Source organism: Catenulispora acidiphila DSM 44928 (genome assembly GCF_000024025.1).
Classification (GTDB): Bacteria; Actinomycetota; Actinomycetes; order Streptomycetales; family Catenulisporaceae; genus Catenulispora; species Catenulispora acidiphila.
In genome coordinates, this window is record NC_013131.1 from 2,846,896 (window position 1) to 2,871,425 (window position 24,530).

25 protein-coding genes are annotated in these 24,530 nt (G+C 69.8%); 12 read left to right on the plus strand and 13 right to left on the minus strand.

Features of this window, described 5'->3' with window-relative positions; translation table 11 throughout:
• Positions 1-1,389 (plus strand): GH1 family beta-glucosidase, encoded by a 1,389-nt coding sequence (locus CACI_RS12545; RefSeq protein WP_012786728.1) that lies wholly within the window; start codon positions 1-3, stop codon positions 1,387-1,389.
• Positions 1,390-2,547: 1,158 nt separating this feature from the next.
• Here CACI_RS12545 and CACI_RS12550 read toward each other — a convergent pair.
• Both CACI_RS12550 and CACI_RS12555 read right to left on the minus strand, forming a co-directional pair.
• Positions 2,548-3,630, minus strand: coding sequence for a sigma-70 family RNA polymerase sigma factor (locus CACI_RS12550; RefSeq protein ID WP_012786729.1), 1,083 nt, complete (start codon positions 3,628-3,630; stop codon positions 2,548-2,550).
• An 11-nt stretch (positions 3,631-3,641) separates the two neighbouring features.
• Entirely contained in the window at positions 3,642-4,217 is a 576-nt protein-coding gene (locus CACI_RS12555; protein WP_143765212.1) for a TIGR03086 family metal-binding protein, read from the minus strand.
• A 176-nt stretch (positions 4,218-4,393) separates the two neighbouring features.
• On the opposite strand from CACI_RS12555, the gene CACI_RS12560 reads away from it, so the two are divergent.
• Together CACI_RS12560 and CACI_RS12565 are read left to right on the plus strand one after the other, a co-directional pair.
• A complete protein-coding gene (locus CACI_RS12560; protein WP_012786731.1) occupies positions 4,394-5,296 on the plus strand; it encodes a tetratricopeptide repeat protein in 903 nt (300 codons plus the stop codon).
• 35 nt (positions 5,297-5,331) lie between these two features.
• Positions 5,332-6,327 (plus strand): CehA/McbA family metallohydrolase, encoded by a 996-nt coding sequence (locus CACI_RS12565; protein WP_012786732.1) that lies wholly within the window; start codon positions 5,332-5,334, stop codon positions 6,325-6,327.
• Here CACI_RS12565 and CACI_RS12570 read toward each other — a convergent pair.
• On the minus strand, positions 6,324-6,818 hold the full coding sequence (locus tag CACI_RS12570) for a hypothetical protein (protein WP_143765213.1): 495 nt from the start codon (positions 6,816-6,818) through the stop codon (positions 6,324-6,326). The genes CACI_RS12565 and CACI_RS12570 overlap by 4 nt on opposite strands.
• A gap of 1 nt (position 6,819) precedes the next feature.
• On the opposite strand from CACI_RS12570, the gene CACI_RS12575 reads away from it, so the two are divergent.
• Positions 6,820-7,440 (plus strand): hypothetical protein, encoded by a 621-nt coding sequence (locus CACI_RS12575; protein WP_143765214.1) that lies wholly within the window; start codon positions 6,820-6,822, stop codon positions 7,438-7,440.
• Between the two features lie 75 nt (positions 7,441-7,515).
• Here CACI_RS12575 and CACI_RS12580 read toward each other — a convergent pair whose 3' ends face one another.
• Genes CACI_RS12580 through CACI_RS52295 form a run of 3 tightly spaced genes read right to left on the minus strand, consistent with a single transcriptional unit; the run spans position 7,516 to position 9,385 of the window.
• Positions 7,516-7,908: a hypothetical protein gene (locus tag CACI_RS12580; RefSeq protein WP_012786734.1), complete on the minus strand. Its 393-nt coding sequence runs from the start codon at positions 7,906-7,908 to the stop codon at positions 7,516-7,518.
• Positions 7,905-8,825 (minus strand): metallophosphoesterase family protein, encoded by a 921-nt coding sequence (locus CACI_RS12585; protein ID WP_041541630.1) that lies wholly within the window; start codon positions 8,823-8,825, stop codon positions 7,905-7,907. The genes CACI_RS12580 and CACI_RS12585 overlap by 4 nt, the downstream gene beginning before the upstream one ends.
• A 20-nt stretch (positions 8,826-8,845) precedes the next feature.
• A complete protein-coding gene (locus CACI_RS52295) occupies positions 8,846-9,385 on the minus strand; it encodes a cupredoxin domain-containing protein (RefSeq protein WP_012786736.1) in 540 nt (179 codons plus the stop codon).
• Positions 9,386-9,778: 393 nt separating this feature from the next.
• On the opposite strand from CACI_RS52295, the gene CACI_RS12595 reads away from it, so the two are divergent.
• The 3 genes from CACI_RS12595 (at position 9,779) to CACI_RS12605 (ending at position 13,240) form a co-directional block, all read left to right on the plus strand.
• Positions 9,779-10,225 carry an RNA polymerase sigma factor gene (locus CACI_RS12595; RefSeq protein WP_395994334.1) on the plus strand — a complete coding sequence of 149 codons (447 nt, stop codon included), beginning with the start codon at positions 9,779-9,781 and terminating at the stop codon, positions 10,223-10,225.
• Positions 10,222-10,920 (plus strand): Rieske (2Fe-2S) protein, encoded by a 699-nt coding sequence (locus CACI_RS12600; protein WP_012786738.1) that lies wholly within the window; start codon positions 10,222-10,224, stop codon positions 10,918-10,920. The genes CACI_RS12595 and CACI_RS12600 overlap by 4 nt, the downstream gene beginning before the upstream one ends.
• A 355-nt stretch (positions 10,921-11,275) precedes the next feature.
• Positions 11,276-13,240, plus strand: coding sequence for a sigma-70 family RNA polymerase sigma factor (locus tag CACI_RS12605; RefSeq protein WP_012786739.1), 1,965 nt, complete (start codon positions 11,276-11,278; stop codon positions 13,238-13,240).
• A gap of 162 nt (positions 13,241-13,402) precedes the next feature.
• Here the strand turns inward: CACI_RS12605 and CACI_RS51105 are convergent, their stop codons facing one another.
• Positions 13,403-13,603, minus strand: coding sequence for a hypothetical protein (locus CACI_RS51105; RefSeq protein ID WP_049871555.1), 201 nt, complete (start codon positions 13,601-13,603; stop codon positions 13,403-13,405).
• Between CACI_RS51105 and CACI_RS51110 the strand changes: the two genes are divergently transcribed.
• Together CACI_RS51110 and CACI_RS12615 are read left to right on the plus strand one after the other, a co-directional pair.
• Positions 13,602-14,288, plus strand: a complete 687-nt coding sequence (locus CACI_RS51110; protein WP_012786740.1) for a thaumatin family protein — start codon at positions 13,602-13,604, stop codon at positions 14,286-14,288. The two genes, CACI_RS51105 and CACI_RS51110, sit on opposite strands and share 2 nt — an antisense overlap.
• The gene (locus CACI_RS12615; protein ID WP_012786741.1) at positions 14,285-15,358 is read left to right on the plus strand and encodes a thaumatin family protein; all 1,074 of its coding nucleotides are present in this window, start codon (positions 14,285-14,287) and stop codon (positions 15,356-15,358) included. Before CACI_RS51110 ends, CACI_RS12615 begins: the two co-directional genes overlap by 4 nt.
• On the opposite strand, the gene CACI_RS12620 is transcribed toward CACI_RS12615, so the two are convergent.
• The 4 genes from CACI_RS12620 to CACI_RS12635 all read right to left on the minus strand — a co-directional run bounded on the left by CACI_RS12620 (position 15,322) and on the right by CACI_RS12635 (position 18,235).
• Positions 15,322-15,963 (minus strand): GTP-binding protein, encoded by a 642-nt coding sequence (locus CACI_RS12620; RefSeq protein WP_012786742.1) that lies wholly within the window; start codon positions 15,961-15,963, stop codon positions 15,322-15,324. The genes CACI_RS12615 and CACI_RS12620 overlap by 37 nt on opposite strands.
• Positions 15,944-16,258, minus strand: coding sequence for a DUF742 domain-containing protein (locus CACI_RS54145; protein ID WP_049872008.1), 315 nt, complete (start codon positions 16,256-16,258; stop codon positions 15,944-15,946). The genes CACI_RS12620 and CACI_RS54145 overlap by 20 nt, the downstream gene beginning before the upstream one ends.
• A gap of 253 nt (positions 16,259-16,511) precedes the next feature.
• A complete protein-coding gene (locus tag CACI_RS12630; RefSeq protein ID WP_190276750.1) occupies positions 16,512-16,898 on the minus strand; it encodes a roadblock/LC7 domain-containing protein in 387 nt (128 codons plus the stop codon).
• Positions 16,899-16,909: 11 nt separating this feature from the next.
• Positions 16,910-18,235 carry an ATP-binding protein gene (locus CACI_RS12635; RefSeq protein ID WP_143765216.1) on the minus strand — a complete coding sequence of 442 codons (1,326 nt, stop codon included), beginning with the start codon at positions 18,233-18,235 and terminating at the stop codon, positions 16,910-16,912.
• Positions 18,236-18,690: 455 nt separating this feature from the next.
• On the opposite strand from CACI_RS12635, the gene CACI_RS12640 reads away from it, so the two are divergent.
• A complete protein-coding gene (locus tag CACI_RS12640) occupies positions 18,691-19,065 on the plus strand; it encodes a hypothetical protein (RefSeq protein ID WP_012786746.1) in 375 nt (124 codons plus the stop codon).
• A gap of 45 nt (positions 19,066-19,110) precedes the next feature.
• Here the strand turns inward: CACI_RS12640 and CACI_RS12645 are convergent, their stop codons facing one another.
• Positions 19,111-20,205, minus strand: a complete 1,095-nt coding sequence (locus tag CACI_RS12645) for an NAD(P)/FAD-dependent oxidoreductase (RefSeq protein ID WP_012786747.1) — start codon at positions 20,203-20,205, stop codon at positions 19,111-19,113.
• A gap of 116 nt (positions 20,206-20,321) precedes the next feature.
• Positions 20,322-20,771 carry a transcriptional antiterminator BglG gene (locus CACI_RS12650; RefSeq protein WP_012786748.1) on the minus strand — a complete coding sequence of 150 codons (450 nt, stop codon included), beginning with the start codon at positions 20,769-20,771 and terminating at the stop codon, positions 20,322-20,324.
• Between the two features lie 170 nt (positions 20,772-20,941).
• Here CACI_RS12650 and CACI_RS12655 point away from each other — a divergent pair, with 170 nt between their 5' ends.
• Together CACI_RS12655 and CACI_RS12660 are read left to right on the plus strand one after the other, a co-directional pair.
• Positions 20,942-23,194 (plus strand): hypothetical protein, encoded by a 2,253-nt coding sequence (locus CACI_RS12655; RefSeq protein ID WP_012786749.1) that lies wholly within the window; start codon positions 20,942-20,944, stop codon positions 23,192-23,194.
• A 17-nt stretch (positions 23,195-23,211) separates the two neighbouring features.
• Positions 23,212-24,516, plus strand: a complete 1,305-nt coding sequence (locus CACI_RS12660) for a S53 family peptidase (RefSeq protein ID WP_012786750.1) — start codon at positions 23,212-23,214, stop codon at positions 24,514-24,516.
• Positions 24,517-24,530: the final 14 nt, after the last annotated feature.

A 24,530-nucleotide genomic window follows, 5' to 3' on the forward strand; every position in this document is an offset into this window, starting at 1 on the left:
ATGTCTTTGGAGCTACCCCGCGACTTCCGGTGGGGCGTCGCGACCTCGGCGTACCAGATCGAGGGGGCGGTGGGTGAGGACGGCCGGACCCCGTCGATCTGGGACACCTTCTGCCGCGTTCCGGGCGCGATCGACAACGGCGAGGACGGCGACGTCGCCTGCGACCACTACCACCGGATGCCGGAGGACGTGGGGCTGATCAAGTCCCTCGGCGTCGACACCTACCGCTTCTCGGTGTCCTGGCCGCGCGTCCAGCCCGGGGGCAGCGGCCCGGCGAACGCCGCCGGCCTGGCGTTCTACGACCGCCTCGTGGACGAGCTGCACAGCGCCGGCATCACTCCTTGGCTCACGCTGTACCACTGGGACCTGCCGCAGGAGTTGGAGGACGCCGGCGGCTGGCCGAACCGCGACACCGCCTACCGGTTCGCCGACTACGCCGAGATCGTCTACGACCGCCTCGGCGACCGCGTGGAGCACTGGACGACGCTGAACGAGGCGTGGTGCTCGGCCTGGCTGGGCTACGTCGAGGGCGTCCACGCCCCGGGCCGCAAGGACTTCGCCGACGGCGTCGCCTCCATCCACCACCTGCTGCTCGGGCACGGCCTGGCGACCCAGCGGCTGCGCGCCGCCGCGGCCGCCGCCGAGCGCCCGATCGACCTGGCGATCACCCACATCCTGGGCAACTCGGTCCCGGCCTCGGACTCCGAGGTCGACGTCGAGGCCGCCCGCCGCGGCGACGCCCTGCACTTCCGCGCCTACATGGACCCGATCTTCAAGGGCGCCTACCCCGAGGACCTGCTGGCCGACCTGGCCGCGATCGACGTCCCGATCCCGGTCCAGGACGGCGACCTGGAGATCATCGCCGCGCCCCTGGACACCCTCGGCGTCAACTACTACCGCTCGATGAAGACCACCGGCTTCGGCGAAGACGGCGGCACCACCGACGCCGACGGCCGCCCGGTGACCCGCACAATCGACTTCGGCGGCCTCCCCAAGACCTACATCGACTGGGAGGTCATGCCCGAGGACTTCGCCGACCTCCTGGTCCGCATCAGCGAGGACTACCCGGGCACGCCCCTGGTGATCACCGAGAACGGCGCGGCCTACAACGACGTCCCCGACGCCGACGGCTTCGTCGACGACCAGGACCGCACGGACTACATCGCCACGCACCTGGCCGCCGTGGCCCAGGCCCGCCAGCGAGGCGCGGACATCCGCGGCTACTTCGCCTGGTCCCTGATGGACAACTTCGAGTGGGCCTACGGCTACGACAAGCGCTTCGGCATCATCCGCACCGACTACCAGACCCAGACCCGCACCCCCAAGCGCAGCGCCCTCTGGCTGCGCGACACGATCGCCCGCGCCCGACGCCCCCGCGGCGACGACTGACGCGGGTCAGCGCCCCCGGCCGATCGCAGCCGGCCGCGGGCGCTCGGGGCGGGGACCGTGTGCGCCGGTTCCCGCCCCTTTTTTTGTGCTCGTGAGTTGGGGGTGGTGGTTGGGTGGTGGTGGCGCTTTTGGGGAGGATGGTGCGGTTGTTTTGTGGGTATTTAGAAGCTTTTTACGGCTTCGCGCGGGTGTCGATGGCCTCGCAGGGGGCGCAGTTCGGTGGTGGGCATCTGAGTAGCGTCGGCGGCCGACGGTTGTTCGTGTTCACGACCGCGCGCCGGTCCGAGCCACTGCGCACGCGTTTGTGTTGGCGGCTGTCTGCCGCGTTTGAGGGGCACCTGAAGTCAAAATCAGAAGCAGGGCCTCCGGCGGCGCCTTCGCGGCGAGCGGCCTCGCTCCGGGGAGGGGGCGCCGCGTTGTCTGCTGCCGGTTGTTGCTTGTGGTCGCCTCAGTCCCGGATTCCCCGTCGCGTCGTCGCCGTAGACGGAATCATTTCGGCCTGGCGGTATCAAGTCGGATCGCTTTTGCTGTGATGGAGAAACGCTCGACTTGACACCGCCAGTCCGAAAAGATTGGCAGAGCCCGCCGACGCGACGGGGAATCCGGGACACAACCCCGTATAGTGTGGAGGATCCACCGAAGCAGGTGGCAGGCTGCTGCTTCACCAACTCGCCGACATCTTCGGAAAACGGCGGCGCTTTTCACAAGCATTGCGGTCGGACTGGCATCCCCGCGCGGAGTAAGTGTTACGCGATAGGCCGGTGACCTGCTCCCCACAGGGGTGTTGTCCCGGATCCCTCGTCGCTGTCGGCGGGCTCTGCCAATCATTGTGGACTGGCGGTGTCAAGTCGCACGGAAAACGACTACAGCAATTGCGATCCGACTTGATTCCGCCAGGCCGCAATGATTCCGTCTACGGCGACGACAGCGTCGAGGGATCCGGGACAAAGGCGACCAACACTCAGACCGGCACTGACCAGCCCGACCCGGCCCGACCCCCCGTTGCAGAGTGCCCCCGCCGGAGGCGCCTGCCCTTGACCTTGACTTCAGGTGCCCCTCAAACGCGGCCGCCACCCGCCATCCCCAACGCATGCGCAGTGACTCGGACCGGCGCGCGGTCGTGAACACGAACAACCGCCGGCCGCCAACGCCACCCAGCTACGCACCACCGAACTGCGCCCCCTGCGAGGCCATCAAACCATGCTCGAAGACGTAAAAAGCTTCTAAATACCCACAAACCAACCGCACCTCTGCGTCAGCCCCGATCGGCGCGTTCTCGAAGCCGAAGACCGGAAGCAGCGCCGGATCGCCGAAGGAGGTGATGCGCGCGATGCGATCGCCCACGACGTCGAGCACGACGACCCCGTACGGCCGATACCGGCCGTCCTCGTCGCGCAGGTATCCCGCAGCCGCCGGAGAGCCGTTCGCGCCTCCGGTGATGGGAAGCATGCGCCACTGCCCCGGCTCGCCCATTACGTGCCGCAGGACCGGCACGCACTTCTGGACTCCCTGGAACCATGCGCGCATCGGCGGTGCCTCGATCGTGGCGTCCTGGACCAGCAGCTGCTGCAACGCGTCGGCGTCGGCGTTCTCGAACGCCTTGATGTAGCGCTCGAGCACTGCCCGGGCCTGCGGCGCCTTCGGTTCGCTGATCCGGTCCTCGGCCGGCGCCTGCTCCCGCAGCGTCGCCCGCGCCCGTTGCAGCGCGCTCTTCACCGACGCCGTCGAGGTCTGCAGGATCTCGGCCACCTCGCTGGCCGGCAGTGCCAACACCTCGCGCAGGACCAGCACAGCGCGCTGCCGCGCGGGAAGGTGCTGCAAACTGGCGACCAGCGCCAGCCGCACTCCCTCCCGCGCGGCAACCACTGCTGCCGGATCACCGGACTCAGGCGCGATGAGCGCGTCCGGGACCGGCTGAACCCACCGCACACGCCGGTCGGGTTCCAACACCGCTGCCTCGGTGTTGTCCTCTGGCGGGCCCAGCCCGGAGGGCAGGACCCGACGCTCGGCATCACGCCGCTTGGCCAACGCCGTCAGGCATCCGTTGGTGGCGATCTGGTAGAGCCAGGTACGCACCGACGAACGTCCCTCGAACTTGTCGTAGTGACGCCACGCCCGCAGATAGGTCTCCTGAACGAGATCCTCGGCATCGAGGACGGATCCGAGCATGCGGTAGCAGTGAGCGAACAGCTCCCGCCGATACGGTTCTGTCTCGGTGGCGAAGGTGGCAGCGTCAGCCATAGGGGCGGTGCCTAGACCTGTCGACCGAGATACGCGGCGAGCCGATCGGCCGCGCAGCTGCCCTCGGGAGCCTGGCGAGCCGCCTCGAACGGAGCCTCGCCGTCCGCGCCGCGCAGCGAGTCGTCGACCGCGACCTCGGCCATCGCGAGCAGTGTGCTCGCCAACTCCGGCGCGAGGTCGGTGTCGTACCCGAGCGCGCGCGCCAGGTCCCAGCCGTGCGTGAACTGGTCGAGCGCGGCGAACGCCCGCAGCGCGGACCCGGTGAAGTCCCCGAACGGCACCGACACCATCCGATCGGCTGCCCCTTCCGCGGTGAACGCGCCGAGCGTGACACGAATGCTCTCCTCGTACGCCGCCACGAAGTCCCCGGCGGCATAGTCCGCGCCTTCCGGAGCCTCGAGACCATGATCGCCCGAGACCATCGACGCCCACCACCGCGCCGACCCGATGAAGTGATTCACCAGCCCCCGCACGTCCCACGACGCGCACGGCGTCGGCGTGCCCAGGTCGTCGCGCCCGACCTTCTGCAGGATGGCCATCGTGCTATCGAAGGCAGTGCTGAGTTCCGTCATCATCGATCCTCTCATCCGCACACGGCGACTGCCGCTACCCAGGCAGACTCGGCGCTCGCCCGAAAGGAATCGGTGAATCCACGATCTTTCCGCGCCGGTGTCGTATTCCCAGTCAGCGGCGCCGGTGCGAGACTCTCCGTAGTCGAGGGTGTCGAGAACATGCGTGATCGTCTCACTCCGGGGGAGCGGACATGGAAGACGAGGACGACTGGCGCACGCACGTAGCCCGCGCGAACGCCCTGATCCAGCAGCGCAGGCCGCACGAAGCCATCCCCCTCGCCCGCCAAGCCGTCGCCCTGGCGCCCGACGAACCCGACGCCCGCCTCGCCCTCGCCGACGCCCTGCTGGCGGTGTGGCCGCGCCGCACCTCCTGCGTGGCGGCGGCGTTCGCGGAGGTCGACGAGGCCGAGCTGCTGGGCGTGGACGCCGAGGACCTGGCGGTCAGGCGCAGCAAGAGCAAGGGCTTCGGCCTGTACGTCGTCGCCTGGACGACCTTCGCCCTCTTCACCCTCTACGGAATCAACGGCAACGGCGGGGCCATCGGCAGGGCGATCGCGTGGCCGGGGATGTTCGCGTTCTTCTGCGTGACCCCGATCGTCACCGCGCGCCTCGGCGGCCAGAGGTTCGGGCACAGGATGAAGACCAGAAGGCGCATCCACCGAAAGCGTCTGGCGACAGACGCCCAGGTGTCGCAGAGGGCTCCCGCCGCCGCTGCGGTCTTCACCTTCCTCGTTCTGCCCTCTGCCGGCACGTTGCCGCCTGTCATCGACGGCGATGCGGCGTGGCTGTGGCTGTTCTGGCTGATGCTCGGCGGCATTCCCTTGGCCGGCGCAGCCGCATGGATCGGCATCGACCGCTGGCTCAGACCCGGGACTGTGCTCAGGACACTGCGACACGACGCCTTCGTCGCCGATTCCGTGTGCGTCACTTTCGTCCTGGCGATGACCGCGCCTGCACTCGTCCTGGGTGGAGTCCGCTCCTCGGGAATCCTGTTCTCGTTGTTCCTGCTCGACCTGGCATGGCTGGCCATCGGCGGCTTGTCCGGCGCGAAAGTCTCGTCACACCGAAAGAAGGCGGCGATCGACCCCGCGTAGACACATGCCAGCAGCGATACGCTGATACTGGCACTATGACCACTGCGATGCCCATGCCCGTGGCCAGCAGCGATACGCCGAGCAGCGCTGTGATCGCCGACTGCATCGCGCGACGCTGGTACCGAGGCGACTGCCACGTCCACTCGACGCACTCCAGCGGCGGTGAGCTGACGCCGCACCAGCTGGTCGCCGCCGCCCGCGCCGCAGGGCTGGATTTCATCGTCGGCACCGAGCACAACACCGCCGCAGCACACGAAACCTGGCGTGCGCTCACCAGCGACGATCTGCTGGTGCTGCTCGGCCAGGAAGTCGTCACGCGCGAGGGCCACTGGCTGGCGCTCGGTCTGACACCGGGGCAAGTGATCGGCTGGGACTACGGCGCCGCCGCCGACTCGCTCGAGCGCCAGCTCGCCGAGGTCCATCGCGTCGGCGGGCTGTCCGTGGCCGCGCATCCGTTCGCGCCGTACCCCACCGGCACGTTCCTGCACCCGTATCAGGGCTTTGACTGCTTCGAGGTATGGAACGGACCATGGACCTCCGACGTCCCATGGCAAGCGGACAACGAAGCGGCGCTCGCCGAATGGGCTCGCAGCCTCGCCGCCGACGTCCCGCAAGGACGATGGCGCCCGGCGATCGGCAACAGCGACACCCACCTCGACGGCCAGATCGCCATCCCGCACACCGTCGTGGCCGCCGAGGCGCTCACCGCCGACGCGCTGTTCGCCGGCATCCGCGCCGGACGAAGCTGGATAGCCGACTCGGCCGACGTCTACCTGACCTTCAGCGCATCGACGACGGCAGGAGGCGTCGCCGTACGCGCGGAGGTACGTGGCGTCCCCTCCGGCGTGGTCACCATCCACAACCAGCACGGCGCGATCCACAGCGAAGCATTGCCCGCTTCACCATCGGGAACCGCGCAATGCCAGACCAGCGCATCGGAATCAATGTTCGTACGCATCGAGATCCGCCATCCGAGCGGTCATATGGCAGCCTTGACCAACCCGATCATTCTGAATAACCAGTCTGGCTAAAACAGGATTCTGACTAGACAACCCGCGCCGCAGTGGTACGTTCGGCCGGTGCCTCGGACTCTATTGCCCGGCATGGCCGCGGTGATCGTACTCTTCTGTCTGGCTGCGGAAGCCGGTTGTGACTCGCATTCCGCAGTTTCGAGTTCGCGTGCGAACTTGCCGACGATAGCGATAACGACGACACCGACGACACCGGCAGCGCCGTCACCATCGAGATCGATAACGCCGTCGGCTCCGCCAAAGACAGCCACACCAACCACCCCCTCGCATTCGGCGCCGTCATCGACCCCGGCGCCGTCACCATCGTCACACCCCTCAGCAGCCTCCCCAGGCACCGCCTGGCCCAACGCGACCACCACCGGCGTCAAACCGGGATCCCACCTCACGTCCAAAAAGGGCGAGATCCTGGTCACCCACAACGGCGCCGTCATCGAGAACATCGACCTGGTCGGCGACATCCGAGTCGAAGCCGACAACGTCGTGATCCGCAACGTGCGAATCTCCGCGCCGCAGAGCTCGGATATCGATCAGTGGGGAATTCTCCAGTGGGTCGGACATTCCGGCCTGACCGTCGAGGACAGTGAGATCGCCGGGAGATCCGACACCGAGCTGCGGCAGGCGGTGATGAATGCCGGCGGCCTGGTGACCGTGCTGCGCTGCAATATTCACGGCATGAGCAAGAAAGGCGTTTACACCAGCCAGGGTGACATCGAGGACAACTACATCCACGACCCCTACTGGTTCGCCGCCGCCGACGGCGAGATCGACATGGTCCGCGTCGACGGCTCACCCGACCCCGGAACGTCCTTGCTCGTCAAGCACAACGCCCTGATCGACACCACGACCACCAACAGCGCGCTCAGCCTGTTCGAGGCCGACGGCGGAACCCCGTCCCGGGTCACCGTCGAGGACAACTACATGGCGACCGCGGGCTGGGCGATCTACGCCGGCGGCTCGACCGCGGCGACGACCGACATCGTGGTGAAGGACAACGTCTTCTGGACGAAGTTCAAGGACGGCTACGGCTACGTCACCGAGTGGAACCCGCACGGCAAGGGCAACCTCTGGTCCGGCAACCGGTCCGACAACGGCAAGCCCGCGCCGCTTCCATAACAGGCAACTGAGAAGGCCCGACTCCGATGACAGAGCCGGGCCTTCTCTCCTCTCCCCGGGGAAAAGCGAACCGGCCTATCGGCCTATCCGCTTGACGATCTCCAAGCCCGTCGGCACCAGCAGAAGCAGCGTCGCGACCTCGACCAGAACGCTGGTCAGCGACTGCGGCGAGGGCTGCCATCCGTGCTCCGTGAAGCCGAACACGCCGACCGTGCGCGACGCCGCGAACCCGCCGAGTGCGCCGGCCGCCGCCCCTCCCGCGCCGATGCGGACATAGATCGGTCCGCCGGCCAGGACCAGGGCTGCCAGCGCGAAGGAGGCGCTGGCTTGCAACAGGAACAAGACACCCACGATGTGGATGTAGCGGTAGTCGGACACGTAGAGCTGAGCGTGGATGTAGCCGCTGGTCGCCAAGGTGCCGGCGATCGCGACGCGCAAGGCGATCTCGGTCAGGCTCTGGGGTTTCATGCCAGCCTCGCGTCAGTGATGGCCAACGCCGTGTCGCCGGTCTTGTACGTCACCGTCCGGATACCCAGCGCCTCCTTGAGATGCCCGGCCGGCAGTACCTGCGGGGTCGGCGCGGGCGCCTTGCCCGGCGCCGGGAGCGGGTAGGCGGTGGTGGTCGCCGAGTGGAAGGTGACGTTGCCCTCGGTCTTGCTGAACAGCTGGTGCACGTGTCCGTTGAGGCAGGTGACGGAGGCGAACCTGCGCAGCAGCGCCAGCACCTGCAACGAGTCGTCGGTGCTCCACCCCCACGCCGGATACATCGCGAACAGCGGGATGTGGCTGAAGACCACGATCGGCGTGTCCGAGCTCAGACCCGCGACATCCTTGCGGACGAAGTCGATCTGGTCGTTGCCCAGATGCCCGAGCTTCTCCAGACTCAGGGTGTTGACCAACGCGATGAAGTGCACGCCGTGGGTGTCGAAGGAGTACCACCCGTCGCCGGTCGTGCCCGCGCCGAACGTCTGGCGGTAGGCGCGCCCGGAGTCGCCGACCGAGTCGTGTTCGCCGGGAACGGTGAACACCCGCTCGGTGCGCACCTCGGAGAGCATCTGCTTGACCTGGTCGAACTGCGCCGCCGTCGACAGGTGCGTCAGGTCGCCGGTGTGCATCACGAAGTTCGGCCGGAATCCCAAGCTGTTGACCTGGTCGATCGCCTCGGTGAACGACGCGGTGACATCGGTGTTCGCCGGTCCGGTGAACCCGATGTGGCTGTCGGAGACCTGCACGAAGCGCAGGGCGTTCGCGTCGGCGGCAGTGGCCGCGGCGGCGGCGCTGTCCTTGTCGTGCGCGATGTGGCTGACCACCTCGCCGCCGGCGACGGTCAGGACGACGGCCGAGCCGAACCAGCCCGCGTGGCGCAGCAGCTGCCGGCGGCTCATGCCGGGAGCGAGTTCGTCGGTCACGGGGTCACCGTCACTGTCGCGGTCATGAACGGGTGGATCGTGCACAGGTAGGAGTACGTACCGGGCTTGGTGAACGTGTACGAGTAGGTCTGACCGGTGGCCAACGCCGCCGAGTTCAACGGCCCGCCCGAACCCTGGCTCGTCACCGTGTGCGCGTCGGAATCCTGGTTGGTCCAGGTCACCGTGGTCCCGACCTTCACCGACAGCGCGGCGGGGGAGAAGGCGAACCCCTTGATCGCCACGGCGTTCCCGGCGACCGGTGCCGCCGGCGCACCGGAGGATCCGGTCGCCGTGGGCATGGTCATGCTGGGCATCGCCGTGCCGTCGGCGAGCGGTCCGGTGGCGGTCGCCCCGGGGGCGCCGGCCAGCGACTGGCCGCCGCCGGGCTGGATCGCGGTGGAGGCGCTCGCGGCGGCTGGGTGGGAGGAGCTGCCGCAGGCGGTCGCCAGCGCGAGGGTGGCCACGGCCAGGGCGGCCAGCGCCGGTATGCGCGACCGTCCGGGATCGCCGGGGCTCCGGTCGACTCTCGGGTTCATGGGATTTCGACTCCTGGTGTCGTCTGCTCGATCGGTGTTCGTAGACGAATAGCCGCCGGGGTTACAGCCGAGTGCCTGCCGAGGTCTCTCGCGCGCGATGTGTAACCCGGATCCCTATCTGTCAGTGAGACCGGACCTACCGGCACCGACGGACGCTCTGCGAGGTCGATCACAGATGGCGCTCTACCATGAGGCGTGAGCAGCAGGCGCCTGGCGCAGCTTGTCGGCGTTCTGGGACGCGGCATGACCAGCCCGCGCTCTGAGGCTCGGCAGGCTCGGCTCGTCGCGCCGGAGCGCGCGGCGGCGCCCGAGGCGCCGCGGGTCCTGTCCAGCGCGGCGTATCCGGGCTGGGAGGCGATCTACGCCGACAACGTCGAGCGGATCTACCGGCTCATGTACGCCAAGGTCGGCAACCGCCACGACGCCGAGGACCTGACCTCCCAGGTGTTCCTGACCGCCTTCGGCCCGCTGCGCGCCACCGCCAGCGTCGGCGAGGTGCGCGCCTACCTGCTCGCCACGGCGCGCACCGTGCTCGCCACCCACTGGCGCTCCACGCTCGGCCACCAGGTCACCGTGATCGACGTCGACGAGGCCGGCCTGGAAGACTTCTCCGCACCGGCCCAGGAGGAGCGGACCGGCCGGACCGACGAGCGGATCGGGGCGATCCTGGCGGGACTGCCGGACCGGCACCGCGCGATCCTGACCCTGCGCTTCCTGCGGGGCTACTCGATCAAGGCGGCCGCCGCCGAGCTGGGAGTGTCGGTGGCGAACGCCAAAGTGCTGCAACACCGCGCCCTGCGCCGAGCCGCAGGACTCGACAAGGAAGGGGAAGCGTCATGAAGCGCCCGATCGACCGCTACGTGGACAGCCTGCTGCGCCGGCGCCGCCCCCCACGCTTCGCCCCCACCGAGGACGACATCTCCGTGGCGCGCGCCGCCATCGACCTCGCCGCCGCCGCCCCCGACGCCCAACGCCCGCGCGAAGCCTTCGTCGAGGACCTGCGCCGCCGCCTCGCCGAACGCCAGGACGCCCCCCAGACAGCACCCGCGGTCCCGGAGGCGCACCGAATCCGCGGCCGCCGCCGCTTCCTGACCGCGACCGCTCTCACCGCCACCGGCGCCGTCGCCGGAGTCGGCATCGACCAGGCACTCGTCGGCTCCGCCTCGACCGCCGCCGACGGCAAGGCGAACCAGGAGCTGACTCCCACCACCGGCACATGGCAAACCGTCGCCGCCGCCACGGACCTCCCCGAAGGCACGGTGCTCTCATTCGACGTCGGCGCGATCTCCGGCTTCGTCCGCCGCGTGTCCGGACGCGTCCAAGCAGTCTCGGCAATCTGCACCCACCAAGGCTGCCGCCTGCACATCGACCCCCCCAACAACCAATTCGCCTGCCCCTGCCACGGCGCCACCTTCTCCCTCACCGGCGCCCCGCTGACCCGCCCGCACGGCACCACGCCGCTACCCGCCCTGCCCCGCCTGCCGGTGCGCATCGACGCGGGGAACGTGCAGGTGTACGCGCCGAACCAGACCTGAGATGCGTGCTGGTGACGTGTGCGGGCGTGGTGTTGTGTGATCGCGTGCGGTTGGTTGGTGCGTTTTAGAAGCTTTTTTTACGGCTCCGCGCACAGTGTCGATGGCCTCGCAGGGGGCGCAGTTCGGTGGTGGGTGGCCGGATTGCGCTGGCGGCCGGCGGTCGTGCACTTTCAGACCACCGGCCGCCTACTTCTAAAAGCGCACCAATGAACCGCACCCGACCGCCCACACCGACCCCGAGCCAAACCTGGGCCCAGAACCGGTAAAGATTCGTGTTATGCGGGCCGGTGTCGCGCGGTCTCCTCTATATGGTCATCGCACAAGCACCACCGTCGACCCCAGAGGACGGCCCGGCATGAGAGCACCGCGGGGCGGATTCGACGTCGCCACCGTGCGGGCGGCGCAGCGGGGTGACCAGACCGCGCTGCGCGATCTGCTCGCTGAGGCACTGCCGCTGGTCTACAACATCGTCGGCTTCGCGCTGCATGCGCACGCCGATGTCGATGACGCCGTTCAGGAGACCATGGTGCGCGCCGTTCGCGGATTGCGCGATGTGCGCGATCCCGGGGCGTTCCGCTCCTGGCTGGTCGCCGTCGCGATTCGGCAGATCCACGATCACCAGCGGGCTTCGCGTGCGGTGCAGGACCGGACCATGCCGCTGGACGAGGCCTTCGCGGTCGCGGATCCGGCTGCGGACTTCGCCGACGTGACCGCCCTGCGGCTGGATCTGACCGGGCAGCGCCGGGAGGTCGCCGAGGCCGCGACGTGGCTGGACGACGGCAACCGGGAGCTGCTGGGCCTGTGGTGGATGACCGAGCAGGGCCGGCTGGACCGCGCCGAGCTCGCCGAAGCCCTGGGCGTGCCGCAAAACCAGGCCGCCGTGCGGATCCAGCGGCTCAAGCAGCAGCTGTCGGCGACGCGCGTCGTCGTGCGCGCGCTGCGGGCGCCGGAGCGCTGCCGGGGTCTGTCGGATCTCACCAGCAGGTGGGACGGTCACCGCAACGCGTTGTGGCGCAAGCGGTTCGTCGGCCACACCCGGGACTGCGAGATCTGCGACGGCAGGTCGCACGACCTCGTCCCGGTCGAGAAGTTGTTGGCCGGACTGCCGTTGGCGGTGGTCCCGACAGCGCTCGCCGCTGCCGTGTTCAAGGCGGCGACCGCGGCGAGTGCCGGGGGCGGGGGAGGTGCGGCTGGGATCGCTCACGGTTCCCACGGCGCCTCCTCGCTCGGCCATGGCTCCTCGCTCGGCCACAGCTCCGCCAAACTGTTGGGCTTCCTGCCCGCCAAGGTTCCAGCCGTGATCGCAGCAGTCGCCGCGGCGAGCGCCGTCGGAGTGGCAGCCACCGCGGTCTGGGCCAACTCGCAGACCTCCGGCGCCCTCCCGGCTCCGACGCCGATCGCGTCCAGCACCTCGACGAGCTCCCCGAACGCGGTCGCCGCCGCGAGCCCGCCGCCGACCTCGACCACGCCACCGACCACACCGTCTCCCAAGCCCTCGACCCCGGTCCCGTCCTCGAAACCGACGTCGCCCTCCGCGCACCCGACCCCGACCAAAACCGTCGCCCCGCCTCCGCGTCCCGGCGTCTCCGGACCGAAGAAGGGCGTCGCAGCTTGGAGCGCCCCCGGCTTCGACTCGGCGCTGACCAGTTCCAAGGCGTCCTGGTACTACGACTGGTCGCCGAGCCGCATGGACCAGCTCGGCAAAGCCGGTCCGGAGTTCGTCCCGATGATCTGGGGCGCGAAGAACGCCGACTCCACGACGCTGGCCACCGCGCGCTCGGCAGGCACGACCCTGCTCGGATTCAACGAGCCCGACATGGGCTCGCAGTCCAACATGACCGTCGCGCAGGCGCTGGACCTGTGGCCCAAGCTCCAAGCCACCGGCCTGCGCCTGGGCAGCCCGGCGGTCGCCGCCAACGCCGCGACCCCCGGCGGCTGGCTCGACCAGTTCATGGCCGGTGCGGCGGCGCGCGGCTACCGCGTCGACTTCATCACCGTGCACTGGTACGGCTCGGACTTCCGCCCGGGACCGGCCGTCGATCAGCTGCGGTCCTATCTGCAAGCCATCCACGACCGCTACCACCTGCCGATCTGGGTCACCGAGTACGCGCTCATCTCCTTCTCCGGCGGCAGCCAATACCCGGCTCCGGACCAGCAGGCAGCCTTCGTGACCCAGTCCGCGGCGATGCTCGACTCGCTGCCCTACGTCGAGCGCTACGCGTGGTTCGGCTTGGCGGCGTCCTCCGGGTCCTCGACGGGGACGGCGCTGTTCCAGAACGGCGCGGCGACACCGATGGGGGTGGCTTATGAAGCATCCTGATACGTCAGGGCGATCCGGTCGTTCACCCCGGTGGCTGCTGGCGCTGACCGTCGCAGTGTTCTGCGCCATCGCCGCCGGCTGCTCCAGCTCATCGACGACGGGACTGTCCGCGGCATCGGGTGCGACGTCTGCTGCTTCAGCCAGCGCGACGCCGACCACGACTCAGCCGACCCAGACGGGAGCGGCGTCTTCCGCAGCGGCAACCAGCACTTCGCCGACCAGCACGTCACCAACCAGCACCGCACACACCACCGGCACCCTGAAGCCCAGCACGCCCAAAACCACCGCACCGAAAAACACAGCACCGACCTCCTCAGCCGGCACCACCGCGCCGAGCAAAACCGGTCCCCGCACCCTGACCATGGTCAACAAACTCAGCCAGACCATCTGGCCCGCTGTCGCCGCCGACCCGAAGCACCCCGTCGCCGCGACCGGATGGGTGCTGCAGCCCGGCGCGAGCCTCACCATCAGCATCCCGGACCACTGGGACGTGCGCGTCTGGGCGCGCGCCGGCTGCCAGTTCAACGCCGCCGGGTCCGGCCACTGCCTGTCAGGGGACTGCCAGGGCAAGTTCCAGTGCGGCAGCACCTGGGGCGAGTTCCCCTCCACGCTCGCCGAGTTCAACCTGAACGCCTGGCAGGGCATGGACTTCTATGACGTCAGCCTGGTCGAGGGCAACAACCTGCCCATGTATATCAACCAGTCCGGCGGCAGCGGCCCGGATCCGATGAACGCCGACGGCTGCACCAAGGCCGGCTGCACGCACGACGCCAGCGCCTCGTGCCCCTCGGTGCTCCAAGTGGTGCGCGGCGGGAAAGTCACTGCGTGCAAAAGCTCGTGCCTGGCTTTGGGCGGCGACCAGATGTGCTGCCTCGGCCAGTGGTCGAGCCGCGCCGCGTGCGATCCGACCAAGTGGCCGGTGGACTCCGCGGCGGTGTTCAAGAAGGCCGAGCCGTTCGCGTACTCCTACGTGGACGACGACGCGACCAGTGTCCTGACATGCACGGGGGAGTGCAGCTATCGGATTACTTGGGGAGTGAGCTCATGACCGGGCATCGCAGCGGACGCCGGGCGTATCGACCGATCGTGGCCGGCGGACTGGCCGCTGCGGCGGCGCTCGCTTTGGTGCTCTGGATCGCCGGATTCGGGTCGGGTCGCAGCGGCGGCGGCGCCGACCAGGCCGCGAACTCCACGACGCAGCTGAGCACTTCCGGACCGGCCTCTTCGGCGCAGAGCCTGCCGACTCCCTCCTCATTCGCGACATCGGCGACCACGTCCACGCGACCGCCGCCGGCAAGCACGACCGCGAGCACACCGACCACCAGCAAGAGCAAGAGCGCCAGCACGAGCACGACTGTCGGCGCCAGCGCGGCGAAGCCGACCACGACCAACCCCGCCTCCGTCACCCGCCCCGCCGGCGGACACCTGATCACCGTCGTCAACGCCGACAACCAGACCATCTGGGCGGCGACGAACCCCAACGCCCAACACCCGATCCCGCTGACCGGCTGGCGCCTCGACCCCGGCCAGAGCGTCACGTTCGCGGTCCCGGCAGGCTGGGGCGGTCGGGTCTGGGGACGTACCGGCTGCTCCTTCTCCGCCTCCGGCGCCGGCCACTGCCTGAGCGGCGACTGCGGCGGCGTGTTCCAGTGCAAGGGCGCGGGCGCCCCGCCGGCGACCCTCGCCGAGCTGACGCTGGACTCGTTCGACGGTCTGGACTTCTACGACGTCAGCCTCGTCGACGGATCGAACCTGCCGATGTACATCAACACCAGCCACCGCGTCGGCACCGATCCGGTCTCGCAGAACGGCTGCTATCAGGGTGCGTGCACCAAGCCGATCGTCTGCCCGGGTCCCATGCAGGTGAAGGCCGCCGGTCAGGTCGTGGCGTGCACGACCCCCTGCGCGGCTTTCGGCGGCGACGCCTACTGCTGCCGGGGTCAGTGGGCAGGCCGCGAGAACTGCGACCCCGCGAAGTGGCCGGTGGACTACGCCAAGCTGGTCTATAAGGACGCTGAGCCGTACGCGTACTCCTACGCCTTCGACGACTCCGCGACCATGTCCTGCAAGGGCGACTGCGACTACCGCATCGTGTTCGGCACCAGCTCCAGCAAATAGGTGCTCAAGTCGAGCAGCACGTCGCGACACGACGACCGCTCCCGCGCGTCGCACAGGATGACCGGCACCGGAGTCGGCAGGTCCATCGCGGCGCGCAGCTCCTCGACCGGATACACCGGGGCGTCTGGGAAGCAGTTCGCTGCGACGACGAACGGAACGCTGCGATCCTCCAAGCGTTCCAGGACGTCGAAGCTCTCCTCCAGGCGGCGGACGTCCACGAGCACGATCGCCCCCAACGCCCCTTCGACCAAGCCGTCCCACAGAAACCAGAAGCGCTCCTGACCGGGAGTCCCGAACAGGTAGAGGACCACTCGCTCGTCGATGCTGATGCGGCCGAAGTCCATGGCGACAGTCGTCGTGGTCTTCGTCGCCGGTACGCCGGCCGGCGGCGGACCGGACATCGGCTCTTCCGTGGTGAGCGGCGCGATATCGCTCACCGAGGTGACGAAGGTGGTCTTGCCCACGCCGAGCGGGCCGACCACCGCGATCTTCAGGGCGACCGAGGTGGTCGCGGGCAGGCCGGCGCCGGGCACGTCGGCGCCGGGCACGTCGGAGGTGTCGCGCGCGTCGGCGGCGAGGGCGCGGTCAGAGGCGCCGGAGACCATTGATCACCTTCTTGAGCAGTTCGGGGTCGACGCCGGGGGCGCGCACCGGTCGCCGCTGGACGACCAGTCCGGCCGCGAGCAGGTCGGCGACCAGCACGGCGGTGGCGCTGAACGGCAGGCGCAGATGGGCCGACAGCTCCGCGACGGACAGCGGACGGCGGCACAACCGCAGCATCGTGGCCTGCTCCGGCGACAAATCAGGCGGTGCGGCGTCAGCCGCCACGATCAGGGTGACCAGGTCCAGCTCGGCAGGCGGGGCGGAGCGTCCGCCGGTGATGACATAGATGCGTTCCAGCCGCGAGTCGCGGCGCTGGGGAGTCGGCGGCTCCGAGTTTCTCCTCGCTTCGGCTCGGGTCGGACCGGTTGCCGGGCCGGTGTTCGGGACGGAGTTCGGGGCAGCGTTCGGGCTCGGGATGTCAGCCGAAGCAGGGTTCGAAGCCGGGCCGCCATCGCTCGCGGCGTGCCGAGGCCGGGGAGACTGCGAAGGCTGCATCGGCCCGGAGTCCGGCCAGGACGTCCGGGGCGGCGGCGATCCGGCGCTCACCCGATCACCGGCCCTCCCGGCGCGCCGGGCTTGCTAAGTGCTCCCCTATGCGGACCACGAGATCGCGCATCTGGCGTCCCATGAGCCCCGCGTCCACACCGTCGTCGGCCACCACGGCCAGAAAAGCACCCTCGCCTGCGGCCATCACGTAGAAGTAGCCGCCTCCGACCTCGATGACGATCATCCGCGTGCGCTGGTCCCCGCCCGGAAACATCTCCGCCACCGCCGAGGACAGGCTTTGCAGTCCGGCGCAGATCGCGGCGAGGCGATCGGCGACGTCTTCGTCGACGGCGTAGTGCGCCAGCCGCAGGCCGTCCCCGGTGAGCACGAGCGCGTGGCGGGCGCCCGGCACCCCGTCCACGAGGCCCTGGAGCAGCCAGTCCAATTGCATCTGCGGCCGGATCACGATGCCGCACCTCGCTCTCGGTCGGTGTCGTCGCCTGGGGATCCCGGCGGATCGCCGCGGAAGGCGTCCAGCCACTGTCCGGGCCCGGAATCGGTGGCGGCGGGACCGGAATCCGTGCTGGGAGATTCGGGTCTCGCCCGAGCCGTCTTCGCCACGACCGGCGTTGTGGTCACCGGCACCGTCGGCGGACGCCGTTTGCGCTGCGGAAGTCCGCCAGGACGGCCGTCGGGCGTGCCATTCGGTCGCACACCCGGCTCGCTTGCGTCCTGCGCCGCCCGGCCGGTCTGGCTCGGAACCCGGGGAACCGCCGGGGAATCGGCGGCTCCCCGCGGCGCGAGCACGAGTTCGTTCGGCACGAGCAGCTGCGCCTTCACCCCGCCGGCAGCCGACGGTCGCACACTCGCCTGGAACCCGACCGTGTGCGCGAGCCGTCCGATCACCGCCAAGCCGAGCCTCGGCGATCCGCTGATGTCGGCGAGATCCATGCCCGCCGCACCAGGGTCGGCGAGGACCCGGGCGACATGCTCGGCAGCCTGCGGCGCCAACCCCACTCCGGCGTCCACGACCTCGATCACGACCCCGGCGGACGTGCGGCGCCCCGTCAGGATCACGCGGGAATCAGGAGGCGAATACCGCGTCGCGTTGTCCAGCAGCTCCGCCAGCGCGTGCACGACCGCCTCCACCGCCGTCCCGGCCAGCTCCACCTCCGGTGCCGCCGCCAGTTCCACCCGCCGGTAGTCCACGATCCTCGCCATCGCCCCGCGCAGCACGCTGAAGACCGGGACCGGCTCGCTCCACTGGCGTCCCGGGCGCTCGCCGGCGAGGACCACGAGGCTGTCCGCGAAGCGGCCGACCAGCGCCGTCGCGTGGTCCAGGCGCATCAGGTCGGCGAAGACGGCCGGATCGCCACCGTGCCGCTCCTGCATCTCGCTCAGATCCGCGAGCTGTTTGTGGACTATCGCCTGCACGCGGCGGCCGATGTTCACGAAGGCGCGCTCGGCGAAGTCCGGGCTGCCGTCGGTTCGCATGCCGTCCGCCCGAAGGCCGTCGGTTCGAATACTGTCCGCTCGAATGCCGTTCGCTGAACTGCCGATCGCCGATCCGCCCTCCGCCGCCGCCCGATCACGCAGCACCGCCAGAGCTTCCACGGGCTCGCGCGTCTGACCGCTGTGCGCCTGACGCCAGCGGGCGTTCTCCGCCTCGGCGGCGTCGCAGCGCACCCGCGCCGCCGCCACCCGCCGGTGGGTGATCAGTACCCTGACACACCAGCCGACCACCGCGCCGCACAGGGCGAGCGCCGTCCCCATCGCCGTCCCCACCACCGATATCGCTTCCTCCGCCCCACCTCATCGGTTACCGGGAGCAGCCGACGGGTCACAGCGCCTAGCCCTATCGCAGGCCTCGAAGATCCCGCAGGTGTTTGCGCGACTACTCGGCGTCACTTTTTGGGCTGTCCGCGCGCCGCGGGCGTTGTCGCAGGCTCGCGGTCTGTGCGCCGGAGGCCCGGTTCGTGGCCGTTTCAGGCCAAGGGGACTCTTGGGGGACTCCGGATTCCGCACGCGTCCGGCGGTCGGCGGCCGTGCCAGGGTCGTGGCCCGTGAAGGCGTCCCACCGCGGCGTGGACGCCGAGTCCGCCCGGTTCGCCTCCGGCGGTCCGGGATGAAGGTGGTGAAGCGTGCCAGCACGGAGAAGGAGCGAAGAGCCGGCCGCCCCGGTCCCCGCTCGCAGGCCCGCCGCCCGCGGCGCGGGTCAGTCCCCAGCGAAGAAGGAGTACTCCATGTCGATGACCATTGACGTCGCGCTGAAGGAAGCCATGCGTGCCGAGGGGGCGATCGGCGCCGCGCTGGTCGACTACGGCAGCGGCATGTCCCTCGGCGAGATCAGCGTGTCCAAGGAGCTCGACCTGACCGTCGCCGCGGCCGGCAACACCGAGGTGGTGCGGGCCAAGATGCGGACGATGGAGATGCTCAAGATGACCGACACCATCGAGGACATCCTCATCACCCTCGGCCGCCAGTACCACATCATCAGGCCTCTGACCTCGCGCAGCGGCTCGGGCCTGTTCCTCTACCTGGCCCTGGACCGCACCCGCGGCAACCTCGCGCTGGCGCGGCACCAGATGCGCGTGGTCGCCGAGAGCATCGAGATCTGAGGTCCTGGCCGCCCGCGGCGACAGCGCGGGCGGCCACGCCGACGGTCACGCCGTGAACCGCTCCGGACGGAAGTCCGCGAGCAGCGCGTCCGGTGCTCCGCCAAGGATTTCTTCGGCGAGCAACCGGCCGAGCACCGGCCCGAGCGTGATCCCGCTGTGCGACACGGCTTCGTAGTAGCCCGGCACGGAAGGTATTGCTCCCACTGAGGGGAATCCGTCGTCCGGGATGGGCCGATTGGATACCCGCGTCTCCACGATGCGGGAGCTATCAAGCCCGGGAAGGACGCGGCGCACCGCGTCCTGGAGCAGCCGCCCGAGTTCCGCCGGATTCACGGCGGTGTCGATGAGCGCGTCGATCTCACGGCTGTGCAGGACCATCGAGGCGTCCCCGTCGGGACGGATCTCGATATGAGGCGCGTGCATGACCCGCTGGATCGGGACCCGGTCGCAGTCGATCCGTGTGACGGCACCGGGTTCCCAGCGCATCGGCAGGGCCCGTCCGACCAGCCCGGCGATCTCAGCGGCGGCGGGCCCTGTCGCGTTCACGACGACGTCGGCCTCCAGGCTGTTCCCGTCGGAGAGCACGACGGTCCGGACGCTTCCGTCCGCGCTGGTGCCGATGTCACGGACCGCGCTGTCGAAACGGCACTCGGCGCCCGCGGCAACAGCCTCAGCCACCAGACGCCCGACGAGGCGGCGTCCGTGGACCCACGCTTCGTCGGGATAGAACACGACCGGAGTCGCCTCGGACATCGTGAGCGCCGGTTCCAGGCGCCGCGCCTGCTCGCCGGTCAGGATCTCGACCGGATAGTCCCACCTGGTCAGCAGCTCGGCGATCCCCAGCCATTTGGCCTGCGCGGCAGGATCGTCCGCCCACCGCAGATGGCCGCCGGGATACCACCACGAGTCCGGCCCGATGACCTCGGCGAGCTCGCGGTATTCGGCGACGCCCGCCACGTTGAGGTCGAAGTAGGACCGGCGCACGGTCTTGTTGCTGGCGTTGACCCACGAGAAGGTCCAGTCGGTGACGCCTTCCCCGGGCCGCCCGGCGTCGAGGAGGATCACCTCGGCGCCGCGCCGGGCCAGGTTCCAGCCCACGCTGGACCCGAGGATGCCCACTCCGATGACCGCGGCTCGCACAGGTTGTCTCCCGGACTCGATGCGCACGTATCCACTCTGCCCGGAACGCGCGGGAATTCACCTGCGTCGGCAGGGTGCCTGGTGCCAGTCACACCCCACCCCCCCAGCATCCCCGCTCAGAGCCACCCCCACCAGGTCGCGCGCCACCCGAGCTGCGCCCGGCTCCGCGCCCCGGCCAACTTCATCAGTTCCCTGATGCGCCGCTCGATGCTGCTCGCGCTCATGTTGAGCGTCCGATCGGCGGCGGCGTCGGCGAGCAGCAGCCGCAGCAGGTGCATCGCCGCCTCGTCCGGGGTGTGCCCGGCCGGCAGTTCCGGCAGCCGGCGGCGGGGCAGCGGCAGGCAGGACAGATCGCCCACGGCCGCCAGCGCCGCGCGGTGGCCCAGCTGCATCCGGTTGGCCGATGACGACCAGTCCATCAGCTCTCTGATGCGGCGCTGGACGGTCCGCTCGCTGACGCCCAGCCGGTGCGCGCTGGCGTGGTCGGTCAAGCCGGCCACCAGGTTGGCCAGGGCTTCGCTGTGGTCCGAACCCAGCCGATTCGACCAGGTCGCGGTATCGGGCACGGTGCCTCCGTTCGCCGAGTCCGTTCCTTAGCAAGACGCCGTCGGCAGGGGTCCACGTTGCCTGGAGGCCCTGTCGTATTGCCGTCAAATCAGACAGCTGACATCACTCGGGGATTCGGGTAGATCACTCAATCGACCCCTGTTGTGAAGACTTCTCGGAGGAACCACAGGTGATTTCTCGCAGTATCCGAACGACCTCGGCGGCGGCCGCGCTGTTCACGGCCGCCGCGCTTTGCGTCCCGGCGGCGGCCTCGGCCGCGTCTTCCGCCGATTCCAGCGCCGCCTCGGCGGCACCGATCGCGACACCGGCCAGCTCGGGGGCTGCCGCCGTTGTCCTGCCCACCGGTGACCGGGTCGTGCTCGGCGCCGGCGCCAAGGGCGGTCTGTCCGTCGAGCAGCAGCCCGGCGGGTCCGACGCGTTCGCCAGCTTCCAGGCCGGCGGGGACCGGTACGTGATCCCCTCGGAAGCCGCGCCCTACGTGGGGCACTCGCTGGATCTGTCGCTGTTCGACGTGACCAAGCTGGCGGCAGCACACAATCCGAGCGCCCACATCCCGGTCCAGCTGACCTTCGCCGCCGGCGTGACCCCGGCCGCCCCGGCGGGCGTCACGGTCACCGCGACCAGCGGGCAGAACCTGACCGGGTATCTGACCCCTGATTCGGCCAAGGCGTTCGCCCAGGCGCTGCGGGACTCGGTCAAGGCGGACGTGGCCGCGGGCCACCGCGCCGGGACCGGTGCCCTGTTCGGCGGTCTGACCGCGATGGCCGTGCCGGGCACCACGGTGCCGGCCAAGCCGTTCTACCCGCTGCACATCCTGCAGGTGAACACCCTGGACGCCGCCGGCGCGCCCTCGAGCGTGCCGGTCATCCTGATGAACACCGACAACGCCCGCACCTTCACCACCCAGATCTTCTCCTCCGACGGCATCGCCAAGGTCGCCCTTCCCGCCGGGAACTACGCGGCGATCTCCCTGGACTTCGTCTTCGACGCCCAGGGCGCCGTGCCGCGGACGAACATCGTCTCGCAGGACGGGATCTCCGTGCCGGCCATCGGGACGGTCCCGGTCGCCACCATCGACGAGCGCACCGCGACCAGCCCGATCACCTTCACGACGAACAAGCCCGCGACGCAGGTCGGCGGCTACGTCGCGATCGACCGCAGCGACCCGACCGGCTTCGGCGCCGGGCTGACACTGTTCACCGGCCCGGGGGAGACCTACATCAGCCCCGAGGCCAAGCCCGCGACCGGCTCCCTGAGCTACACGCTCAACTGGGTCGGCGCGAGTCCGGCCACAGCCGCCAGCCAGTACCGGTACAACCTCGCCGAGAACTCCGACCACATCGCCGCGGACCAGAGCTACGCCCCGGCCGACAACACGCTGGCGACGCTGCGGCACACCCTCAACCTCGACCCGGCTTACGGCACCGCCGAGGCGAACATCGGCAGCGCGTTCATCACTCCCGACGGCTATGGCTTGTCGGGCATCCCGGTGGCGGGGAACTCGGTCACCGAATACCTGACCGGCGGTCTTAAGTGGGTCAGCGAGATGGATCTGCCGCAGGCGCCGGCCGCGACGGACTTCACCTTCGGCATCCTCGATGACGACATCGCCGTGTACAAGGCGGGTCAGAGCGCCTCGCGGACCTGGGCCTACGCCCCGGAGACGCCGAACTTCGGCCAGCATTCGGCGGCCGGGTCGAGCCTGTTCGGCTGCCAGGCCTGCGCCGCCGCGGGGAACCTGAACGTCACCCTCGGAATGCTCGGCGACAGCAACCGGGACACCGCCGGCATCGACTTCACCGCCGCCGGCACCGCGCAGCTGTACTTGAACGGCAAGCTGCTCTCCTCCGACACCGACCAGTTCGGCTACCTGGTGCAGAACGTGCCGGCCGGTCCCGGGACCGTGCGGACGGTGTTCGACTACGACCGCACCGCCGACGGCATCTCGCAGTCCACGAAGACGCACACCGATGTGACCGTCCCGTACTCGGGGCAGACCGACCCGCGGCTGACCCTGCCGGCCGGTATCAGCTGTGACGCCGCCTTCGCCGCCCAGACGACGCCCGGCGGGCCGCTCCCGCCCTGCCAGGTGCTGCCGGCGCTGACGCTGAACTACCAGCTGCTGGGCCTGTCCAAGACCAACACCTCCCAGCTGCCGGTCCAGGCCCTGCTGCTGAACGTGGCGCACCTGTCCTACGGCACCGTCGGCTCGCACGCGCCGATCACCTCGGCGAAGGTCGCGGTGTCCTTCGACAACGGCGCGACGTGGAAGGACGTCCCGGCGCTCGGCGCCGCGGGCGTCTACCTCGCGCAGTGGCGCAACCCGGCGGCGGGCAGCCCGGTTCAGCTGCGCGTCACCGCCACCGACAGCCTCGGCGGCTCGATCACCCAGACCGTGACCAACCCGTACACCGTCGGCTGACGGCCATGAGGAGCCTGATGAACGTGAAGAACTCCACTGCGCGAGGCCCGGTCGGGCGGCGCGGGCTGCGCCTGGCGACCGTCGTCGCGGCGGCCTCGACCCTGGTGGCCGCGCTGACGGTCACCGCGGCTTCGGCCAGCGCGGGGGTCGCGAGCGCCGACCACGGCAAGGGCCCCAAGGCGGGCACCGTCAAGAACGCCTGCGCCACGGCGAAGCCCGGCACCGCCCGCTGCTTCGCCGAGATCCGCACCGATGTCGCCGGCGGGACCGGCGTCCGCGGACCGGCGGCGGCCAAGCTCGGCGCCGCGGCGAAGACGACCGCGCTGCCGGCCGGCTTCGGTCCGGCGGACCTGCACTCCGCGTACAACCTGCCGACCACCGGCGGGGCGAATCAGACGGTTGCGATCGTCGACGCCGGAGACGACCCGACGGCCGAGGCGGACCTCGCGGTCTACCGCTCCACCTACGGCCTGCCCGCGTGCACCACCGCCAACGGCTGCTTCACCAAGGTGAACCAGCGCGGCGCGGCCAGCCCGCTGCCGCCGGACCAGGGCTGGGGCGTGGAGATCGCGCTCGACGTGGACATGGTCTCGGCGGCGTGCCCGCAGTGCAAGATCCTGCTCGTCGAGGGTGACTCAGCCTCCTTTGACGATCTGGGAAACTCGGTGAACGAAGCCGTGGCGCTCGGCGCGACCGAGGTGTCCAACAGCTACGGCGGCTCGGAGGGCAACGGCATAGACGCCTATGCCGCGGACTACTCGCACCCGGGCGTGGCGATCGTCGCCTCCAGCGGTGACGGCGGCTACGACATCCCGAACGTCCCGGCCGAGTACACCAGCGTGGTCGCCGTCGGCGGTACCTCGCTGACCAAGGCCGCCAACACCCGCGGCTGGACCGAGACCGCCTGGCAGGGCGCCAGCAGCGGCTGCTCGGCGTGGGTGGACAAGCCGGCCTGGCAGACCGACGCCAACTGCCCCGGCCGCATGGTCGCGGACGTCTCGGCGGACGCCGACCCGAACACTGGCCCGGCGATCTATGTCACCGACACCCCCGACCTCGAGGGCCTGCCCTCCGGCTGGGGCATCGTCGGCGGCACCAGCGCCTCCTCGCCGTTCGTCGCCGGCGTGATCGCCCTGGCCGGCAACCCGCAGAAGTTCCCGAACGCCTCGGCGTTCTACAGCAACCACAGCAGCCTGAACGACGTGGTCGGCGGGAACAACATCTTCGGGATCGACTGCGGCGGCGACTACCAGTGCAACGCGGTCGCCGGCTACGACGGCCCGACGGGCTGGGGGTCGCCGAACGGCTTGTCCGCATTCTGATGCGCTGAGTTGTT

What these genes read in the sequence shown, in the direction of transcription:
- CACI_RS12545 (WP_012786728.1), top strand. Translation starts at nt 1, where the DNA reads ATGTCTTTGGAGCTACCCCGCGACTTCCGGTGGGGCGTCGCGACCTCG.
- CACI_RS12550 (WP_012786729.1), bottom strand. Translation starts at nt 3,630, where the DNA reads ATGGCTGACGCTGCCACCTTCGCCACCGAGACAGAACCGTATCGGCGG.
- CACI_RS12555 (WP_143765212.1), bottom strand. Translation starts at nt 4,217, where the DNA reads ATGAGAGGATCGATGATGACGGAACTCAGCACTGCCTTCGATAGCACG.
- CACI_RS12560 (WP_012786731.1), top strand. Translation starts at nt 4,394, where the DNA reads ATGGAAGACGAGGACGACTGGCGCACGCACGTAGCCCGCGCGAACGCC.
- CACI_RS12565 (WP_012786732.1), top strand. Translation starts at nt 5,332, where the DNA reads ATGACCACTGCGATGCCCATGCCCGTGGCCAGCAGCGATACGCCGAGC.
- CACI_RS12580 (WP_012786734.1), bottom strand. Translation starts at nt 7,908, where the DNA reads ATGAAACCCCAGAGCCTGACCGAGATCGCCTTGCGCGTCGCGATCGCC.
- CACI_RS12585 (WP_041541630.1), bottom strand. Translation starts at nt 8,825, where the DNA reads ATGAGCCGCCGGCAGCTGCTGCGCCACGCGGGCTGGTTCGGCTCGGCC.
- CACI_RS52295 (WP_012786736.1), bottom strand. Translation starts at nt 9,385, where the DNA reads ATGAACCCGAGAGTCGACCGGAGCCCCGGCGATCCCGGACGGTCGCGC.
- CACI_RS12595 (WP_395994334.1), top strand. Translation starts at nt 9,779, where the DNA reads ATGTACGCCAAGGTCGGCAACCGCCACGACGCCGAGGACCTGACCTCC.
- CACI_RS12600 (WP_012786738.1), top strand. Translation starts at nt 10,222, where the DNA reads ATGAAGCGCCCGATCGACCGCTACGTGGACAGCCTGCTGCGCCGGCGC.
- CACI_RS12605 (WP_012786739.1), top strand. Translation starts at nt 11,276, where the DNA reads ATGAGAGCACCGCGGGGCGGATTCGACGTCGCCACCGTGCGGGCGGCG.
- CACI_RS51110 (WP_012786740.1), top strand. Translation starts at nt 13,602, where the DNA reads ATGGTCAACAAACTCAGCCAGACCATCTGGCCCGCTGTCGCCGCCGAC.
- CACI_RS51105 (WP_049871555.1), bottom strand. Translation starts at nt 13,603, where the DNA reads ATGGTCAGGGTGCGGGGACCGGTTTTGCTCGGCGCGGTGGTGCCGGCT.
- CACI_RS12615 (WP_012786741.1), top strand. Translation starts at nt 14,285, where the DNA reads ATGACCGGGCATCGCAGCGGACGCCGGGCGTATCGACCGATCGTGGCC.
- CACI_RS12620 (WP_012786742.1), bottom strand. Translation starts at nt 15,963, where the DNA reads ATGGTCTCCGGCGCCTCTGACCGCGCCCTCGCCGCCGACGCGCGCGAC.
- CACI_RS12630 (WP_190276750.1), bottom strand. Translation starts at nt 16,898, where the DNA reads ATGCAATTGGACTGGCTGCTCCAGGGCCTCGTGGACGGGGTGCCGGGC.
- CACI_RS12640 (WP_012786746.1), top strand. Translation starts at nt 18,691, where the DNA reads ATGTCGATGACCATTGACGTCGCGCTGAAGGAAGCCATGCGTGCCGAG.
- CACI_RS12660 (WP_012786750.1), top strand. Translation starts at nt 23,212, where the DNA reads ATGAACGTGAAGAACTCCACTGCGCGAGGCCCGGTCGGGCGGCGCGGG.